The sequence below is a fragment of the Microbacterium hydrocarbonoxydans genome (assembly GCF_900105205.1).
Taxonomy (GTDB): domain Bacteria; phylum Actinomycetota; class Actinomycetes; order Actinomycetales; family Microbacteriaceae; genus Microbacterium; species Microbacterium hydrocarbonoxydans.
On sequence record NZ_FNSQ01000005.1, the window covers coordinates 861,829 to 879,793 of the forward strand.

Genomic DNA, 17,965 nt, shown 5'->3' on the forward strand with positions numbered 1-17,965 from the left:
TCGCGCCCTGGCCTAGCATCGCGGGATGGGACGCCTGAGATACGACAGCACGCTCGAGCCGATCAACATCGACGACGTGACGCTCGCGCACATGAAGATCATCGTCGGCACGAAGCTGCGCCGACAGGAGAGCTTCATGATGTCGTGGGTGCCGGTGGATGACTCTGGCGACGGCCGGCTCACGGCATGGATCCACCCCAGCATCCCGCTCGTCCTGGCGTTCGACTCGACAGAGCCCGTGCCGGTCGATCCCGAACGGATCGCGCGCATGATGCAGAGCCTCAACGCACACGGAGAGCTCGTCATCGACGAGATCTGACGCGCGCCGGATACCTCGACTGAGACGCCTGCGGGCGCACTGCCGGGGATCGGCCGAGTTGTCAATACCCTGCGATGACCCGAACGGATTTTCTACGCTGACGTCATGTCCGACCTCACCGATGCGCCCCCGATCCCCACGGGGCCGCACCAGTCCCACGCGTCGCAGTCGCTGCGGCGCGTGTTCCACCTTGCCCAGCTCGTCGCCGTCGTGCGCGCCTGCCCCGGACTGCACGTGCGCTACTCCGCCCGCCCCGACGACGACTCCCGACGACACAGCATCGACACCGAGAGCGGTCTCGAACTGCCGGTCGCAGTCCTGACCGAGGAGCTGCTCGAAGAGGCGCGGGCACGGTGCGAGGAGAAGTTCGACGCCGGCCGAGGCCCCGCCGACGAGGAAGGGGCGGCCTGATGGGCAGGTTCATCTACGAAGGCACCACGCGTATCGAGGTCGAGGATCGGGCGCTCAGCCACCTCCAGCTGGTGATCACCGCCAAGCTGCGCCGCGGCGAGGCATTCAACTTCAGCTGGCGCGAAGATCAGAGCATCGGCGGAGGGCGGACGACCGTGTGGCTGCATCCGGGCTCGTCTCTGGTGTATCGGTTCCTGGGCAGTCGGCAGCCCTCGATCAACCGCCGGTGGATCGAGGCCCTCGCCTTCACGGCGAACGCACCGACCGGGCTGTACCTCGTGGCGGAGCCACCGGAGTCGTCGTCGGGCGTGAAGCTCGGAGTGCCGGCGGATCTCTAGCGGTTGTCAAGACCCGAGAGTCGGGCCTCGCCGCTCTCGTACCGTGCCGGCATGCAGCCGGTCTCATCTCCTCTCGACGTCGAGTACATCCTTCCCCTGCGCTGGGACGACGACGCGGACCTAGACGAACTCACCGACTATCTGACGGCGTTGCGGGCGTGGGCGGATGTGACCGTCGTGGACGGGTCCGACCCCGAGCGCTTCGCCGCTCATGCGGCGGCCTGGGCGGGGCTCCTCAGGCATGTCGCGGTCGACGAGCGCCCCGGCGCGAACGGCAAGGTACGCGGCGTGCTCACCGGAGTCGCCATCGCGCGGCACGAGCGGATCGTGCTCGCCGACGACGACGTGCGCTACGGCCGGCAGGCGCTGGATGCCGTCGTCTCGGCGCTCGACTCCGCCTCGCTCGTCATCCCGCAGAACCACTTCGATCCGCTGCCGTGGCATGCACGGTGGGACACCGGACGGACGCTGCTCAACCGGGCGGTCGGTCGGGACTGGCCGAGGACCTACGCCGTGCGTCGCTCGGTGCTGCGCACTGTCGGCGGCTACGACGCCGACACCCTGTTCGAGAATCTGGAGATGGAGCGGACGATCCTCGCCGTCGGCGGCATCGTGCAGGCGCGGCCGGACCTCTACGTCGCGCGCCGCCCGCCGACGACCCGGCACTTCCTGTCGCAGCGGGTGCGGCAGGCGTACGACAGCTTCGCGCGGCTGGCGCTCGAAGCATCCGCTCTCCCCGCGCTGTGCCTGCTCCGCCGGCGACCGGCCGCCCTCGCCCTGGTGGCGCTCGGCACGCGCCTGCGCGGCGGGGTCCAGTACGGCGGGCAGCGGGTGCCGGTCGCGGCGCACAGCGTTCGCACCATCAGACAGCGTCTCGAGCGGGAGAACGCCACCGGCATCGCTCGGAAGTGATGCGACGGGCGGCACGACCACGAGGTCGGACGACCGTGATTCCGGTAACCTCGTGCGCATGGCCACCGCAACGACGCAGTCCCCGAAGCGCGAAGCGTTCGGATCCCGCAACGTCTTCATCCTCTCGGCGATCGGCTCGGCCGTCGGGCTCGGCAACATCTGGCGATTCCCCTATGTCGCGTACGAGGGCGGTGGCGGAGCGTTCCTCATTCCGTACCTCTGCGCGTTGCTGACCGCCGGCATCCCGCTCCTCTTCTTCGACTACGCGATCGGCCACCGCTTCCGCGGCTCGGCTCCGCTCGCGTTCCGGCGGCTGCACCGTAGAGCCGAGCCGCTCGGCTGGTGGCAGGTGCTCATCTGCGTCGTCATCGCCGTCTACTACGCCGTCATCATCGCGTGGGCTGCGATGTACACCTGGTTCTCCGCGCAGCTGACCTGGGGCCCAGGCAACGAGAACGACTTCTTCTTCATCGACTTCCTGCGCTCTGCGGATGTCGCGCAGGTCGGCGTCTCGACAGAGTTCGTGCCGCAGGTGGGCCTCCCGCTCGTGGCGGTCTGGCTGATCGTGATCGTGATCATGGCGCTGGGCGTGAAGCGCGGCATCGGCCGCGCGAACATGATCCTGATGCCGCTGCTGACGGTGATGTTCGCGATCCTCGTCGTGCAGTCCCTCTTCCTCCCCGGAGCGATGGACGGCCTCAACGCCTTCTTCACGCCGAACTGGGAGGCGCTCGCCGACCCCGCGGTCTGGGCCTCGGCCTACGGGCACATCTTCTTCTCGCTCTCGGTGGCCTTCGGCATCATGGTCACCTACTCCTCGTACCTGAAGCGCAAGACCGACCTCACCGGTTCCGGCCTCGTCGTGGCGTTCGCGAACTCGGGCTTCGAGATCCTCGCCGGCATCGGCGTCTTCGCCGCCCTCGGCTTCATGGCTCAGGCGCAGGGGACCGAGGTCGCTGGCGTGGCATCCTCCGGCATCGGGCTCGCGTTCATCGCGTTCCCGACGATCGTGTCGCAGGCCGCGGGCGGATCCATCATCGGCGTGCTCTTCTTCGGCGCCCTGGTCTTCGCCGGGGTCACCTCGCTGATCTCCATCCTCGAGGTCATCGTTGCGGCTCTCCAAGACAAGCTGGGCTGGGCGCGCATCCGCACGACGCTGACGGTGTCGATCCCCCTCGCGGTCATCTCGATGGCGCTCTTCTCGACGACCACCGCGCTGTCGGTGCTCGATACGGCCGACGCCTTCGTCAACGCCTTCGGCATCATGGCGGTCGCCCTCGTCGCCGTGGTCGTGGTCGCCTGGCTCCTGCACAAGCTCCCGACGCTCGTCGAGCACCTGAACCGGCGCTCCAGCTTCCGGGTGGGGCGTTTCTGGATGCTGCTGGTCGGCGCTCTCGCGCCGCTCGTGCTCGGCTACCTGTTCGTCACCGAGCTGATCTCGAAGATCTCCGAGCCGTACGGCGGCTACCCGGGCTGGTTCCTCGGGGTGTTCGGCTGGGGCATGGTCATCGCGCTCGTCGTGCTGGCGCTGCTGCTGTCGGCGCTGCCCTGGAGCGGTCGCTCGCATGCGAAGGACGACCCCGAGTACGACGAGTTCCTCGTCGACGAGGCCTACGAACCGGACCGCGAGACGTCGGCGATCCCGATCGTCTCCACCTACGGGCCTGGCACGGCCGAGAAGGGAACGGGCGCATGACCACGACAGCGGTAATCATGATGATCATCGCGATGGTCACGATCTGGGGCGGTCTCATCGCCGCCGTCGTGAACCTCGCCCGGCATCCCGAGGCTGCGGACTCCGAGCCCGCCCCGCCGGTCGAGCTCTGAGTGAGGCGGGCCCGCCGGCTCGGACTCGCCTTGCTCGGACCCGCGTAGCCGGATGACGGAGCGGAATCAAGCCGCTCCTCGCCCGCCGACCTTCGGCGCTAGCGTCTCTCTCGACCCCATCGCGGACGGGAGGAGAGTCCATGGTCGAGAGCGGGCAGCACGGGTTCGACGTCGAGGAATGGAGTGTCGGCTCCGAGGGCGTCGACACCGAGCACCTCGCGCATGAGGAGTCGGTCTTCGGGCTCTCGAACGGGCACGTCGGCTGGCGAGGCAATCTCGACGAGGGTGACCCGCGCGGTGTTGCGGGCAGCTACCTGAACGGCGTGTTCGAGGAGCACCCCATGCCGTATGCCGAGGAGGGCTACGGCTACCCCGAGCACGGGCAGAGCGTGATCAACGTCTCCAACGGACAGCTGATCCGCCTCCTGGTCGGCGATGAGGCGTTCGACGTGCGCCGCGGCACGCTCGATTCCCACTCCCGTCGCCTCGATCTCCGCGCCGGGACCCTGCAGCGCGACCTCGGATGGACGAGCCCGGTGGGGACGCGTGTGCGGGTGCGCTCCACGCGGATCGTGTCGTTCGCGCACCGCTCGGTCGCCGCCGTCCGCTACATCGTGGAGGCGATCGATGCGACCGAGGTAACGATCGTCTCGGAGCTGCTCGCGAATGAGCCGCTGCCGATCACGCACGAGGACCCTCGAGTGCAGGAGCTGCTGAAGGAGCCCTGGGAGGCGGTGCACTCGACCGCACAGGGGGCGGCGGCGACCCTCGTGCACCGCACCAGGAAGAGCGGCCTGTCCGTAGCCGTGTCCATGGACCATCGCGTGGCGCATTCGGGGCGAGTAACCCCCGAGGTCGCGACCGACGTCGATCCGGCCGGTGATCGCGCTCGCACCACGGTGCACGTCGCGCTCGAGGCCGGCGAGACGATCGAGGTCGTGAAGCTGGTCGGACACGAATGGTCGTCCACCCTCTCGACGGCGACCCTCCGCGATCGGGCAGAGACCGCCGTCGCCGACGCCTTCCGCGGGGGCTGGGAGACGATCGCCGATGAGCAGCGATCGCGCCTCGACGAGTTCTGGGAGTGCGCCGACGTGCGCATCGACGGCCCCCAGCGTCTGCAGCAGGCGGTGCGCTTCGCGCTCTTCCAGGTGTTCCAGGCCTCGGTCAGGATGGAGCTCCGCTCCGTGCCGGGCAAGGGGCTCACCGGCTCGGGCTATGAGGGGCACACCTTCTGGGACTTCGAGGCGTTCGTGCTGCCCGTGCTCACCTCCACACTGCCGCACGCGGCAGAGCAGGCGCTGCGGTGGCGGCACTCCGTGCTCGATCATGCCCGCGACCGTGCGACACAGCTGCATCTGCGCGGCGCGGCTCTGCCGTGGCGGACGATCGACGGTCGAGAGGCCTCGGGGTACTGGCCGGCCAGCACCGCGGCCTTCCATATCAACGCCGACGTCGCGGGCGCGGTGCTGCACTACGTCAGGGCCACCGGTGATGAGGCCTTCGAGCGCGAGGCGGGAGTGGAGCTCCTCGCCGAGTCAGCCCGGCTCTGGATGTCGCTCGGGCGCTGGGACGCTCGGGGAGGGTTCCATCTCGACGGAGTCACAGGCCCCGACGAGTACTCCGCGATCGCGAACGACAACGTCTTCACGAACCTCTCGGCGCAGCTGAATCTGCGCGGCGCCGCGGCGGCAGCGCGACGGCATCCCGAGGTCGCCGAGGCGCTGTCCGTGACTGCGGACGAGATCGCCGGATGGGAGGACGCCGCGGAGGCGATGACGGTGCCCTTCGACGCCGAGCGGAGTATCCACCCGCAGTCCGCCGGATACACCGATCTCGAGATCTGGGACTTCGAGGCCACCTCGCCCGATCAGTACCTGCTGCAGAACCACTTCCCGTATTTCGACCTGTACCGCAAGCAGGTCGTGAAGCAGGCCGACCTCGTGCTCGCCCTCTGGTTCGCGCACGAGGCGTTCACCCCCGAGCAGAAGTCGCGGGCGTTCTCGTACTACGAGGCACTCACCGTGCGCGACTCATCACTCTCGGCCGCGGCACAGTCGGTCATCGCGGCCGAGGTCGGTCATCTCGACCTGGCGCTGGATTACCTCGCCGAAGTGGCCACCCTCGACCTCGATGATCTGCACGGAAACACGGGGGAGGGGCTGCACGTCGCGGCGCTCGCCGGGGTGTGGACGGCGATCACCGCAGGGTTCGGCGGCATGCGCGACGGCGAGACGGGATTGCGCTTCCGCCCGAGGCTGCCCGCGCAGGTGCACGGGCTGGAGTTCGGCGTGCGCATCCACGGCTGCATCCTCCGCGTCGAGATCACCCCGGCGTCGACCACCTACCGACTCGCCTCGGGTGCGCCGGTGACGATCACCCACTTCGACGAGGAGGTCGTGCTCGAACCGGGCCACCCGGTCACACTCGACACGCCTCCGCTCGGGCCGCCCGGTCCGCGACCGACGCAGCCGCACGGGCGAGCCCCGCGACCTGCGGCCGAGGCATTCGGCCGCAACTGACGTCGCACGCCGGCGATGCGCGAATCGGCGTCCCCGCCCTCACGGGGCTTGTCAGAAGTGCACTTCTGTGCAACTGCTCGGTGCGCTCATTCATGCTCGGGCAGGATCGGGCTCGACCATCCCGGATCCCGCCCCAGCAGGGCCGCGCGGGAGACGGATGCCGCGCCGAACCGGTCGCGCAGGGTGTCGAGCACCGAGTCGAGGCGCGGTTCGTCGCCCCAGTCGATCGGCAGCTCAGGCTGCACGCGATCGGCCTGGTCGAGGTGCGACAGGGAGACGCCGATCAGGGTGATCCCGCGCTCCGCGATCTCCGTCTGGGCCGCGGCGAGCAGTGTGTGCGCGACGGTCGAGAGGAGCGCAGTGCGGTCGGTGGGGAGCCGAGCGAGCGTGAGCGGGTGGCCTTCGCGAAGTCACCGAAGCGCAGTCGCAGCACGACCGTCCGGCAGACGCGTCCGCCGTCGCGCAGACGTCGGGCGAGCCGGTCGACGATCTGGGTGAGGATGAGCTCGAGCTCCTCGGTGGAGCGCTCGCGGGTGCCGAGCGCGCGCTGCGATCCGATCGATCCACGGCGGCGCGTCGTGTCGACGGGACGCGGATCGCGGAGGCGCGCGAGGGCATGCAGATGGGCTCCGACCGCCCTGCCCAGCATCCGCTCGGCTGTCGCCGCCTCCAACTCGGCCAGCTGTCCGACGGTGCGGATGCCGTAGCGGTGCAGCTTCTCCGCAGTGATCGCCCCCACGCCCCAGAGCCGTTCGACGGGCAGCGGCAGCAGGAACTCCTCTTCGCGATCAGGCTCGACCACGAGGAGCCCGTTCGGCTTGCTCACGGCGCTCGCGACCTTGGCGAGGAACTTCGTCCGCGCGACGCCGACCGAGATCGCGAGACCCACCTCGACCCTGACGCGCTCGCGCAGGCGCACCGCCACCTCCTCGGGGGTGCCGACGATCCGCCGGAGACCACCGACCTCGAGGAACGCCTCATCGATCGACAGGCCCTCCACGAGCGGGGTCGTGTCGCGGAAGATCGCGAACACGTCTCTGCTCGCCGCCGAGTACGCCTCCATCCGCGGGGGCACGACCACGGCATCCGGGCAGAGCTGCAGCGCCTGACGCCCGCCCATCGCGGTGCGCACGCCGCGTGCCTTGGCCTCGTAGCTCGCCGCCAGCACCACCCCGCCGCCGACGATCACGGGTCTGCCGCGGAGCGCCGGCGCGTCACGCTGCTCGACCGAGGCGTAGAACGCATCGAGGTCGGCGTGCAGCACGGTCGCTTCGCCCCGCATCCCGTTCTCCCGTCGACGTGCGAATCGTCGCACGGACCGGGGACACCGGCTCAGGCGGCGAGCAGGCGGGACGACAGCGCGCGGATCCGCTGCGACAGGGTGTCGAAGGCGGCGTCGAAGGCGGCGGGCGTGCCGAGCCGTGCGGGGTCGCGCACCGACCAGTGCAGGTCGTCGTCGGCGAGCAGCCGCTCGTGCGCGTCATCGCAGACCGTGATCACCAGGTCGCCCTCGGCCCGCACCTCGTCGAGATGCCGCGGTCGGCGGTCGGGGTCGATCACGAGTCCGTGCCGCGCGGCGGCGGCCGTGGCCTCGGCATTGACGACCGGTGCCGGGCGGGTGCCGGCGGAGGCGACGTCGATCGGGCTCGCGTCGCGCCAGATCACCTCGGCGAGCTGCGAGCGCGCGGAGTTCGCGGTGCAGACGAAGAGCACTCTCGCGGGTGCGGGGACGCTCGGCGGAGCGAGGGTCTCGAACACCTCGGGGCGCAGTCCGATGTAGCTGCGCCGTCGATCGAACTCGGAGCGGGTGCGGGTGATGATCCGTGCGGACTCGAGGACGCCCAGATGGTGTGCGATCAGATTCGAGCGCAGGTCCAGAGCGCTCCCGATCTCCGACGATGCCAGATCGCCGAGCGTGAGCAGATCGACGATGCGCAGGCGTGTCTGATCGGCGAGTGCGGCGAAGATCGCGGCGCGGCGTGCGAGATCAGTCATCGCCTCCATCCATACCACGCCGCGCTGACTGTGTCCACGACCATTGACTCAGTCGGGATTGACCCTATTCTGGTCGTCGCGAGACTGCGGACGCGGTCTCGGAGAGGAATGGACATATGGGTATCGGCAGCGGAATCGCGCTCTTCGTCATCGGAGCGATCCTCGTCTTCGCACTCAACATCGACACCGGCGGCTACGTCGATCTCGACCTCATCGGCTACATCCTCATGGGCGCAGGCGTCCTCGTCTTCCTGATCAGCCTCGTGCTGGTGATGCGCAGCCGCCGGACCGAATCCGTCGACCGCACCGCGGTGGACCCTGCCACCGGCGAGCGCGTGACGCGCCGCAGCATCCGCAACAACGACCCCATCGCGTGATGACCCGTCGCCCGATGGCGGAGTGACCGAGGCGTCGCGAGGCTCCACGGCGATCGTCGTGGGAGCCTCGGCGACCCTCGCCTTCGTCATCCTCCGCGCCGTCGTGGCGTGGGGCGGGCATGAGCCGCTGGCCGTCGACGTCTGGTGGCACGACCTCATGCTCGCCCTCACGAGCGACGTCTGGATCGTGGTGGCGTGGGTGCCTGCGGTCGTCGGCGGCACGGTCGGGATGATCGTGATCGGCGTGATCCTGATCGGAGTGCTCGTCTGGCGACGTCGGAGAGGGGATGCGGCGACCCTGGCTGTCGCGATGGTCGCCGTGGTCGCGATCGGGGCCACCATGGCCGCGGTGATCGGCCGCACCCGTCCGGCCGACTCGCTCGCCGAGAGCGTCGCGACCTCGTTCCCCTCCGGGCACACCGCCGTCGCCACCACGGTCGTGGTGATGCTGGGACTCCTGCTGCGGCGGCGTGCCGTGTGGGTCGCGGGTGCGGCGTGGGTGCTCCTCATGATGTGGAGTCGCACCTACCTCCAGGCCCACTGGCTCAGCGACGTCGTCGCGGGCCTGCTCGAGGGCGTGGCCGTGGCCACCCTCGTCTGGGCGTGCGCCGAATCGGTGCGAGCGCGTCGCCTCGCCCGGTCGCACCGCGCCGCCTCCCTCCCTGATGAACCGATCGAAAGCAGCGTGAATCCATGAACACCCGTGACTCGGCCGCCTCCACCGCGAGAGCCGCACAGGACTCGACGGCGTTCCGTCTCCTCGCCCGAGTGGGGTACGTGGTGCTCGGCATCCTGCACCTCCTGATCGGCGGCATCGCGATCTCGATCGCCACCGGTGGTGGGGGAGAGAAGGCCGATCAGGGCGGTGCTCTGCAGCAGATCCAGGAGTCGCCGGCTGGGGTCTTCCTGCTGTGGCTGATCGTGCTCGGGCTGTTCGCGCTCGCGATCTGGCAGATCGCCGAGGCGGTCGTCGAACGCGACCAGGACGCGAAGAAGAAGTGGGCGCACCGGGCGAAGTTCCTCGGCACGGCAGCCGCCTATCTCGCGATCGGAGCCACCGCTCTGGTCTATGCGCTGGGCGGGCAGTCGCAGTCGTCCGAATCGTCGCAGTCGTTCAGCGCCCGCCTCCTGGCCGTGCCGGCGGGCGTCGTGCTGCTCGTCCTGGTCGGCCTGGGCGTCGCCGCGGTCGGGGTCGCGTTCATCGTCCGCGGCGTCACCCGAGCTTTCATGGAGCACCTCTCCGTGCCCGGCGGGACGGCGCGGTCGGGCATCGTCGCCTTCGGCACCGTGGGATACATCGCCAAGGGGGTCGCGGTCGGTGTGGCGGGCGTGCTGTTCGTCATCGCGGCTCTGACTCACGATCCCGAGACCGCGGGGGGCCTCGACGCCGCACTGCGGACGCTCGCCGGGCTGCCCTTCGGCGCCGTGATCCTGTGGGTGGTCGGCCTGGGGCTCGGTCTGTACGGCCTGTTCTGCTTCGCTCGCGCCCGCTACGCGCGGATGTGAACTGAGCCTCCGGGTCGGACGCCTATCGAACCGCGGGCGTCGAGCGCAACCCTCCAGGGGCGATCCGAGGATCGGGCCAGGATGGACGCATGAAGATCGTCTCCTATGCAGGCCAGCAGCTGGTCACCACCGACGACGTCGCGGATTCGCTCGTCACCCTCGCCGCGGCGATCGCGAGCGAGGGGGAGTCCGACGCCGTCGAGATCCCGATCCTCGTGAATGGCGCCGAGGACTGTGCTGATCTCGTGGTGGGCGTCGGCAACGACCTGCTCGTCGGCCCGCACCACTCGGATGACCCGGAGCCCGACTTCTCGGCGCACGCCGCCCGATTGCAGTCGCACCGCCTGTACCCGGATCCCGTCGATGCCGACGGCGAGGACGGTCCCGGCGACTGGCACCTCGATGTCGACCTCGACCTCGACGGCTCGGCGTCGAAGCGGCACTAGCCGCGAACCGGCTCCGCGACCGGTCGTCGGGCGGACGAGATCAGGAGCGCTGACGCCGCGGCGAGCACGGTCGCGGTGATCGTGACGACGCCCAGCGGCAGGATGCTCAGAGCGCCGGCGACTCCGACCAGCGGAGCGGCGATGCCGCCGAATCCGAACCGGATCATGCCGAGCAGGGATGACGCGGTCCCGGCGATCTGCGGGTAGTCGACCAGCGCGAGCGTCGTCGCCGGCGGGGACGAGATCGACACGCCAGCGGCGAGTGCGAACAGCGCGGCGAGCACGACCCACAGCGGCATCGCCGTGAGGCCGGCGGCGAGGAGTCCGGCAGCTCCCAGGCCTGCGATCGCGATGCCGACAGCCAGCGTGCTCCGCACCCTCCCGCGCTCGGCGGACCGACCGGCGAGGTGTCCGAACGCCATGAACCCCGCCGAGTTCGCGCCGAAGGCGAGCGCGTACTCGACGGGAGAGAGTCCGTAGATGTCCTGCAGCACGAACGTCGCGCCGGACAGATAGGCGAACAGCGCCGCGTACAGGAAGCCCTGGTTCAGGATCGCTCCGACGAAGACTCGATCGCCGAGAAGCACACGGTAGTCGCGCAGCGTGCGGGCGAGGCCGCCGTCGGTGCGGTCAGCGTGGGGGAGCGTCTCACCGAAGCGCATCAGGGAGAGCGCCAGGATGCCCACGCCGATGAGCGCGAGGAAGAGGAACAGTCCGCGCCAGTCGACGACGGTGTTGAGGAGTCCGCCCAGCAGGGGGCCGATGACCGCCGCGAATCCGCCGACCACGGTCAGGCGCGCATAGAAGCGGATCAGCTCGCGTCCCGAGAAGACGTCCCGGCCGGCCGCCTGGGCGATCACGATGCCTACACCGCCGGCGAGGCCCTGCACGAACCGTGCCGCGATGAGCAGCTCGACCGTGGGGCTGATCGCGCACAGCACGGACGTCGCGATGTATGCGGCGATGCCGGCGAGCACGATGCCGCGCCGGCCGTACCCGTCCGAGACCGGGCCGGCGATCAGCTGACCGGCGGCGAGGCCGATCAGGCAGGCGGTGATCGTAAGCTGCGCGACGGAGGTCGCGGCATCCAGCTCTGCGGTCAGAGCGGGGAGCGCCGGAAGGTAGAGGTCCATCGAGATCGGCCCGAACACGGTGAGCAGGAGCAGCAGCGCGGGCAGCATGCGGCTCGGAGAGGTGCGGTCGGCTGTCGTGGTCATGCTCACCAGCCTCTTCGGTCGTGCGCGTGCGGGGGAGTTCCTGGTGAGGGGTGTACCGCGAGAGACTCCCTCGGGGCGCCGATCGGAGGGTAGCGTCCAGAGCATGGACAACAGATCCGAGGTCCGCGAGTTCCTCATGACCAGACGTGCCCGCGTCACCCCTGAGGCGGTCGGACTCGTCGCCGGAGGGAACCGCAGGGTGCAGGGGCTGCGTCGCAGCGAGGTCGCGTCACTCGCGGGCGTGAGCGTGGAGTACTACGCCAAGCTCGAGCGCGGGGCCATCGCCGGGGCGTCGGCGGCCGTGCTCGACTCACTGGCCGGCGCGCTGCTGCTCGACGAGGCCGAGCGGGCGCACCTGCTCGATCTCGCGCGCGCCGCCGACGGCATCCCCTCCAGCGGCCGTCCGCGGCGCCGGGCGTCGAAGCCGACCGCGTCGAGACCGAGTCTGCAGTGGGCACTGGCGTCCGTCACGGATGCCGTCGCGTTCGTCCGCGATCCGCGACAGAACCTGCTCGCGGTGAACGACCTCGGCCGCGCCTTCTACTCGCCGCTGATCGGCGATGGCGGGCGCACCCCGAACCTCGCCCGCTTCCAGTTCCTCGACCCGGCCTCGCGGGACTTCTACCCCGATTGGGACGTGTTCGCGGCGATGTGCGTCGCCATCATGCGGGCCGAGGCGGGGCGCGACCCGCACGACAAGGGACTGCAGGACCTCGTGGGCGAGCTGTCGACGCGCAGCGAGACCTTCCGAGCGCTCTGGGCCGCGCACGACGTGCGGACTCACGGAGCCGGGACCAAGCGGTTCCGGCATCCGCTGGTCGGGGAGATCGTCCTCGCCTACGAGGAGCTGGCGATCACGGCCGAGCCGGGCAACGTCCTGATGATCTACACGGCGGAGCCGGGGTCGCCGTCGGCCGAGAGGCTGGCCCTGCTCGCCTCATGGTCGCTGGAGCAGGTGGGTGCAGGTGCAGGTGCAGAGCCGAGTGACGAGGGGACGGCCGGCTGATGGCACTCGTGCTCGTCACAGGCGCCTCGTCGGGGATCGGTCTGCTCGCCGCGCGGGAGCTGGCCGCCGCCGGGCATGATGTCGTGGTGCATGCGCGTACCGCCGACCGGCTGCCCGCCGACCTCGCGCGGGCCGGAGAGGTGCTCGGCGACCTGGCGGACGCGGATGCCGTCGTCGACGTGGCCGCGGGCGCGCAGCGTTTCGGGCGGTTCGATGCCGTCATCCACAACGCCGGTGTGATCGACGGCCCCGACGTCTTCGCGGTGAACGTCGCGGCGCCGTACCTGCTCGCGGCCGCGATGACGCCGCCGGGGCGCACCATCGTGATCAGCAGCTCGCTGCACCGATCCGGATCCGCCGACCTGTCGGGGCTCGACCTCTCGCGTCCGGATCGCAGGGCCCGCCCGTACGACGATTCGAAGCTGTTCGTGACGGCGCTCGCCCTGCATCTGGCTCGCACGCGACCCGACGGGCTCGCACATGCCGTCGACCCGGGGTGGGTGCCGACCCGGATGGGGGGATCGCACGCGCCGGACGATCTGCGGGAGGGGAGTCGCACGCAGCAGTGGCTGGCGACGGCGCCCGCCCATGAGATCAGCCCCCGTACCGGCGGGTACTGGTTCCACCGCCGCATTCAGGAGCCGCATCCGGCCGCCACGGACCCGACGTTCCAACGCGACCTGATCGCACTCCTCGCCGCGCAGACCGGGGTGGCGCTGGATTGACGAGACGGCTCGATGGTTGCTCCGAGTAGATAGTTGCATTTACGCAACCAGTAGGCGTATAGTTGATTCTTATCAACTTTCTACACAGGAGCTTTCCACTGTGACTCACGTCTCCCCTTCCTCCGCACCCGAGCCCGTCCGCTCGCCGCGCGAGGTCTTCACCGCGATCTCCGGGCTCGTCGTCGGCATGTTCGTCGCCGTGCTCTCGGGCACCGTCGTGTCGACCTCGATGCCCGTCATCATCGCCGACCTCGGCGGCACCCAGTCGCAGTACACGTGGGTGATCACCGCCAGCCTGCTGGCCACGGCCGTCTCGACCCCGATCTGGGGCAAGCTCGCCGACCTCGTCGATCGCAAGATCCTCGTGCAGCTCTCGCTCATCCTCTTCACCGCAGGCACGGTGATCGCCGGATTCTCGACCGACACCAACATGCTCATCGCGGTCCGCGTGATCCAGGGCATCGGCGTCGGCGGCCTGATGTCGCTCGTCATGATCGCGGTCGCCCTCATCATCTCCCCGCGCGAGCGCGGCAAGTACATGGGCGTCGTCGGCGGCATCATGGCCCTCGGCACCATCGGCGGCCCGCTGCTCGGCGGCCTCCTCACCGACGTCTGGGGCTGGCGCTCCAACTTCTTCGTCGGCGTGCCCTTCGCGATCCTCGCCCTCGTGCTGCTGCAGTTCACGCTGCACCTGCCGAAGCCCCAGCGCGACACGAAGGTGTCGATCGACTACTTCGGCATCGTCCTGCTCGCGGTCGGCGTCTCGACGCTCCTCATCTGGGTGTCGATGGGCGGCAGCCAGTTCGACTGGGACTCCTCGACGAGCATCATGCTCGCCGTGATCGCCGGTGTCGCGATCGCCGCCTTCATCACGGTCGAGTTCTTCGTCAAGGAGCCGATCGTGCCGATGTCGCTGTTCCGCAACCGCACGTTCACGCTCTCGGTCATCGCCTCGATCGCCATCGGCGTCTCGATGTTCGCGACCTCCGTGTTCCTCGCGCAGTACTTCCAGCTGGCTCGCGGCGCCACGCCGACGGAGTCCGGCCTCATGACGATCCCGATGATCATCGGCCAGATGGGTGCGTCGATCATCATCGGCCAGCTCGTGAGCCGCTTCGGCAAGTGGAAGGGCTGGATGCTCACGGGCTCGGTCCTCACCACGGTCGGTGTGAGCCTCATGGCGACGCTGCGCTACGACACCCCGTTCCCGCTCGTCGCGGTGTACATGTTCGTCCTCGGCGCCGGCCTCGGCATGGTCATGCAGAACCTCACCCTCATCGTGCAGAACGACACGGCCCCGCAGCAGCTGGGTGCCGCCTCGTCGAACGTCAACTTCTTCCGCACGATCGCCGGAACCATCGGCGTCACGGTCATGGGCGCGATGCTCTCGACGAGCGTCGGGAACTACATCACGGATGCCCTGGAGGGCTTCACGCCCACCACTCCGGAGGAGGTCGACGCGCTGAAGCACCTCGCCTCGGGTGATGTGCCGAAGGTCGGCCAGCTGCCCGACACGATCCGCACGATCGTCGAGGGAGCATATGGACACGGCATCGCCGACTCGTTCATCATCGCCATCCCGCTCGCGGTGATCGCCATCATCGCGATCGCGTTCATCCGGAACAAGCCGCTGTCGACCAAGAACGCCGCGGAGCAGCTGCGCGAGCAGGCCGAGGAGTCGGTGCTCGAGGTGTCGGAGGCCGAGGTCGGCGCCACCATGTCGACCGGAGCGATCCGCATCGCCGGGGCCGAGGCGGCATCGCCGACCACGGGCTCCGTCACGGTGCTCGAGCGCGAGAAGCCCGACGAGAACCGCGGCGACGACGGCCGGGAGCCGAGGCGCTGAGATGATTACCCCCGACGTCGCCGCGACGCCCGCCGAGATCGACACCGCCCTCGGCGACCTCCAGACGCACCTGAACCTCATCTTCGCGAGGACCAGGACGCTCTGGAAGGAGTCGGCGGCGAGGATCGCTCCCGAACTGCAGGTGGGCGGCTACAAGCTGCTGACCTTCATCGACAGGGCGGGGACGGCGAGCGCGCATGAGCTCGCCGAGAGATTCGAGATGGACAAGTCGGTCATCAGCCGCCAGGTGCGGATGCTCGAGGAGCTGGGCCTCATCGAATCCAGGGCCGACGAACGCGATGGGCGGCTGCGGGTGCTGACGGCGACGCCGGTGGCCTGCGCCGCCCTCGCGGAGCTGCGCAGCGACCACGCCTCGCGGCTCCGCACGGTCGTCGCCGAGCTCACCCCGGACGAGATCCACGCGGCATCCAAGGTCTTCCGACTCCTCGCCGAGGTCTGACCGTCGGGAACCCGTGCACGGATGCATGCTCGGATCACGGATGCATGCTCGGATCACGGATGCATGCCCAGATCCGCAGATCCGGGCATGCAGCCGGGCATCCGGCATGCATCCGTCATCTCGACCTCGCCGAGGGCGAGGCCCGAAGCCCCGCCGGCCGACCGCCGGCGGGGCTTCGCCGTAAGCTGGCGGGCATGAGTGCCTCGCCCGCCGAACCCGCCGCCGAGCCCGGGAACCCGGAGTCCCCCGAGCTCGATGAGGCGATCTCTCGGGTCGAGCACGAACTCGGGCGGCTCTTCGCGCGGATCAGGGTGAGCTGGCGCGAGGCGGCGACGACCGTGCACCCCGACCTGCAGCCGCTCGGCTATCAGGTGCTCACCTCGATCGCGACGGGCAAGGCCACCTCGGCCGGAGCGATCATCGAGCGCCTGCAGACCGACAAGTCGGCGGTCAGCCGCCATGTGCGTCAGCTCGAACAGCTGGGCCTCGTGGAGAGCGTCCGCGACCCGGACGATCGCCGTGCCCGAGTGCTCGTCGCCACGGAACTGGCCCAGGAGCGAGTCGCGCTGGCGCGCTCGCGATACGAGGAGCGCCTGGGGGAGCGGCTGCGCCGCTGGTCGGCCGAGGACCTCGACCACTTCGCGGAACTGCTCGCCGCGTTCGGCGACTGACCGCATCCGGACTATCGGCGATCCCTCGTCGGAGGGTGGACGCGAGCGCGAAGCAGGACGAGACTTTCCTCACGCCTACAGGAATGAGGAGCAGTCATGGCATACCGGGTCGGATACTTCGTCGGCAGTCTCTCGTCCACCTCGATCAACCGCGTCCTCGCGACCGCGCTGATCGGGCTCGCTCCGGATGATCTGGAGTTCTTCGAGATCCCGATCAGAGATCTGCCTCTGTACAGCCAGGACTACGACGACGACTACCCACCGGTCGCCACGGCACTCAAAGAGGCGATCGCCTCGGCGGATGCCGTGCTCTTCGTCACGCCGGAGTACAACCGCTCGATCCCCGGTGGCCTCAAGAACGCGATCGACTGGGCATCGCGACCCTGGGGGCAGAACTCCTTCGACCACATCCCCGCCGCCGTCATCGGCGCCTCGGTCGGGGCGATCGGCACGGCTGTGGCCCAGCAGAGCCTGCGTGGTGTCCTCAGCTTCTGCAACGCGCGGCAGATGACGGCGCCGGAGGCGTACATCCAGTTCTCGCCCGACACGTTCGCCGCCGATGGCACGGTGACGAACGAGGGCACCGCGACGTTCCTCCGCGACTACCTGGTCGAGTTCCGCGATCACATACAACGCGTGCTCACCGTGCTGCCGCGCGACACCGACGGGTGAGCGTAGCCTGAACGGCATGACGCTCACGAAAGCCCGCACCGCCGCCGAGGTCGTCGACTGGCGCCGTCGCGTGTTCGCCCTGTACGACGCCGTGCGCAGCGCGGAATCCCCGCAGGAGGCGCACGAGCTCTGGCGCATCGAGCGCGACGACCTGTTGCTCCACCACCCGGCGACCCCGCTGCTGTCCGAGGACCGGCCGCTGTTCGAGGGGCTGCCGATCCCGTCGTACGACCCGCAGTGGCGCTTCGAGCTCCCGATCCTGGAGGCAGAGCCCGGCGGCTTCGACTTCGCCACCGGCACCGACGGGGTTGTGCCGTTCGAACGGATCGGCCGGGTGGAGATCCCCGACACCGGCTCGCTCGACGTGTGGCGGCTGACGACCTACGGCGGCGGACTCTTCATCCCCGTCCGCGATGCGCTGGCCGGGCGGCCTGGCGGCACCTACGGCGGCGGCCGGTACCTGATCGACACCATCAAGGGCGCCGATCTCGGATCGGATGCCGCGCGCGGCACGATCGTCCTCGACTTCAACTTCGCCTACAACCCGTCCTGCGCGTATGACCCTGCCTGGGCCTGCCCTCTCGCCCAGCCGGGGAACGTGCTGCCCGTGGCGGTGCCGGTCGGGGAGATGTACGAGGGCTGAGCGGGGTCCGCGGTCGGATCGGAGCGTTCCCCGCGCCGGGGAATAGCTCGGATGCCGTGGGCCTTGTCCTCA

At 69.5% G+C, this 17,965-nt stretch carries 20 protein-coding genes and 1 pseudogene; 18 read left to right on the plus strand and 3 right to left on the minus strand.

Annotated features, from left to right (window positions below):
• Positions 1-25: 25 nt before the first annotated feature.
• The 7 genes from BLW44_RS04350 to BLW44_RS04380 all read left to right on the plus strand — a co-directional run bounded on the left by BLW44_RS04350 (position 26) and on the right by BLW44_RS04380 (position 6,329).
• Entirely contained in the window at positions 26-319 is a 294-nt protein-coding gene (locus BLW44_RS04350; RefSeq protein WP_060926952.1) for a DUF7882 family protein, read from the plus strand.
• 105 nt (positions 320-424) lie between these two features.
• On the plus strand, positions 425-730 hold the full coding sequence (locus BLW44_RS04355; RefSeq protein WP_060926951.1) for a DUF6098 family protein: 306 nt from the start codon (positions 425-427) through the stop codon (positions 728-730).
• Positions 730-1,068 carry a DUF7882 family protein gene (locus BLW44_RS04360; protein WP_060926950.1) on the plus strand — a complete coding sequence of 113 codons (339 nt, stop codon included), beginning with the start codon at positions 730-732 and terminating at the stop codon, positions 1,066-1,068. The genes BLW44_RS04355 and BLW44_RS04360 overlap by 1 nt, the downstream gene beginning before the upstream one ends.
• Positions 1,069-1,119: 51 nt before the next feature.
• Positions 1,120-1,980, plus strand: a complete 861-nt coding sequence (locus BLW44_RS04365) for a glycosyltransferase family 2 protein (protein ID WP_060926949.1) — start codon at positions 1,120-1,122, stop codon at positions 1,978-1,980.
• Positions 1,981-2,038: 58 nt separating this feature from the next.
• Entirely contained in the window at positions 2,039-3,676 is a 1,638-nt protein-coding gene (locus BLW44_RS04370; RefSeq protein ID WP_060926948.1) for a sodium-dependent transporter, read from the plus strand.
• Entirely contained in the window at positions 3,673-3,807 is a 135-nt protein-coding gene (locus BLW44_RS04375; RefSeq protein WP_074731596.1) for a methionine/alanine import family NSS transporter small subunit, read from the plus strand. Before BLW44_RS04370 ends, BLW44_RS04375 begins: the two co-directional genes overlap by 4 nt.
• 140 nt (positions 3,808-3,947) lie before the next feature.
• A complete protein-coding gene (locus BLW44_RS04380) occupies positions 3,948-6,329 on the plus strand; it encodes a glycoside hydrolase family 65 protein (protein ID WP_060926947.1) in 2,382 nt (793 codons plus the stop codon).
• An 86-nt stretch (positions 6,330-6,415) separates the two neighbouring features.
• Here the strand turns inward: BLW44_RS04380 and dinB are convergent.
• Positions 6,416-7,611 (minus strand): annotated as a pseudogene (gene dinB, locus BLW44_RS04385) (DNA polymerase IV).
• Between the two features lie 50 nt (positions 7,612-7,661).
• Entirely contained in the window at positions 7,662-8,324 is a 663-nt protein-coding gene (locus BLW44_RS04390; protein WP_245647401.1) for an arsenate reductase/protein-tyrosine-phosphatase family protein, read from the minus strand.
• A gap of 116 nt (positions 8,325-8,440) precedes the next feature.
• On the opposite strand from BLW44_RS04390, the gene BLW44_RS04395 reads away from it, so the two are divergent.
• The 4 genes from BLW44_RS04395 (at position 8,441) to BLW44_RS04410 (ending at position 10,653) form a co-directional block, all read left to right on the plus strand.
• Complete coding sequence (locus tag BLW44_RS04395; protein ID WP_060926944.1) at positions 8,441-8,701, plus strand: DUF6458 family protein; 261 nt, start codon at positions 8,441-8,443, stop codon at positions 8,699-8,701.
• A 22-nt stretch (positions 8,702-8,723) separates the two neighbouring features.
• Complete coding sequence (locus tag BLW44_RS04400; protein ID WP_060926943.1) at positions 8,724-9,398, plus strand: phosphatase PAP2 family protein; 675 nt, start codon at positions 8,724-8,726, stop codon at positions 9,396-9,398.
• Positions 9,395-10,207, plus strand: a complete 813-nt coding sequence (locus BLW44_RS04405) for a DUF1206 domain-containing protein (protein ID WP_060926942.1) — start codon at positions 9,395-9,397, stop codon at positions 10,205-10,207. Before BLW44_RS04400 ends, BLW44_RS04405 begins: the two co-directional genes overlap by 4 nt.
• 89 nt (positions 10,208-10,296) lie before the next feature.
• Positions 10,297-10,653, plus strand: coding sequence for a hypothetical protein (locus BLW44_RS04410; protein WP_060926941.1), 357 nt, complete (start codon positions 10,297-10,299; stop codon positions 10,651-10,653).
• Here the strand turns inward: BLW44_RS04410 and BLW44_RS04415 are convergent.
• On the minus strand, positions 10,650-11,870 hold the full coding sequence (locus tag BLW44_RS04415; protein ID WP_060926966.1) for a multidrug effflux MFS transporter: 1,221 nt from the start codon (positions 11,868-11,870) through the stop codon (positions 10,650-10,652). The two genes, BLW44_RS04410 and BLW44_RS04415, sit on opposite strands and share 4 nt — an antisense overlap.
• A gap of 103 nt (positions 11,871-11,973) precedes the next feature.
• On the opposite strand from BLW44_RS04415, the gene BLW44_RS04420 reads away from it, so the two are divergent.
• The 7 genes from BLW44_RS04420 (at position 11,974) to BLW44_RS04450 (ending at position 17,893) form a co-directional block, all read left to right on the plus strand.
• Positions 11,974-12,876 (plus strand): helix-turn-helix domain-containing protein, encoded by a 903-nt coding sequence (locus BLW44_RS04420; RefSeq protein ID WP_060926940.1) that lies wholly within the window; start codon positions 11,974-11,976, stop codon positions 12,874-12,876.
• Complete coding sequence (locus tag BLW44_RS04425; protein ID WP_060926939.1) at positions 12,876-13,601, plus strand: SDR family NAD(P)-dependent oxidoreductase; 726 nt, start codon at positions 12,876-12,878, stop codon at positions 13,599-13,601. The genes BLW44_RS04420 and BLW44_RS04425 overlap by 1 nt, the downstream gene beginning before the upstream one ends.
• A gap of 100 nt (positions 13,602-13,701) precedes the next feature.
• Entirely contained in the window at positions 13,702-15,447 is a 1,746-nt protein-coding gene (locus BLW44_RS04430) for an MDR family MFS transporter (RefSeq protein WP_074731598.1), read from the plus strand.
• Position 15,448: 1 nt separating this feature from the next.
• Complete coding sequence (locus BLW44_RS04435; RefSeq protein WP_060926938.1) at positions 15,449-15,907, plus strand: MarR family winged helix-turn-helix transcriptional regulator; 459 nt, start codon at positions 15,449-15,451, stop codon at positions 15,905-15,907.
• Between the two features lie 194 nt (positions 15,908-16,101).
• On the plus strand, positions 16,102-16,578 hold the full coding sequence (locus BLW44_RS04440) for a MarR family winged helix-turn-helix transcriptional regulator (protein WP_060926964.1): 477 nt from the start codon (positions 16,102-16,104) through the stop codon (positions 16,576-16,578).
• Positions 16,579-16,674: 96 nt separating this feature from the next.
• Positions 16,675-17,250 (plus strand): NADPH-dependent FMN reductase, encoded by a 576-nt coding sequence (locus tag BLW44_RS04445; RefSeq protein WP_060926937.1) that lies wholly within the window; start codon positions 16,675-16,677, stop codon positions 17,248-17,250.
• 16 nt (positions 17,251-17,266) lie between these two features.
• Positions 17,267-17,893: a DUF1684 domain-containing protein gene (locus BLW44_RS04450; RefSeq protein WP_060926936.1), complete on the plus strand. Its 627-nt coding sequence runs from the start codon at positions 17,267-17,269 to the stop codon at positions 17,891-17,893.
• The last annotated feature ends 72 nt before the right edge of the window (positions 17,894-17,965 follow it).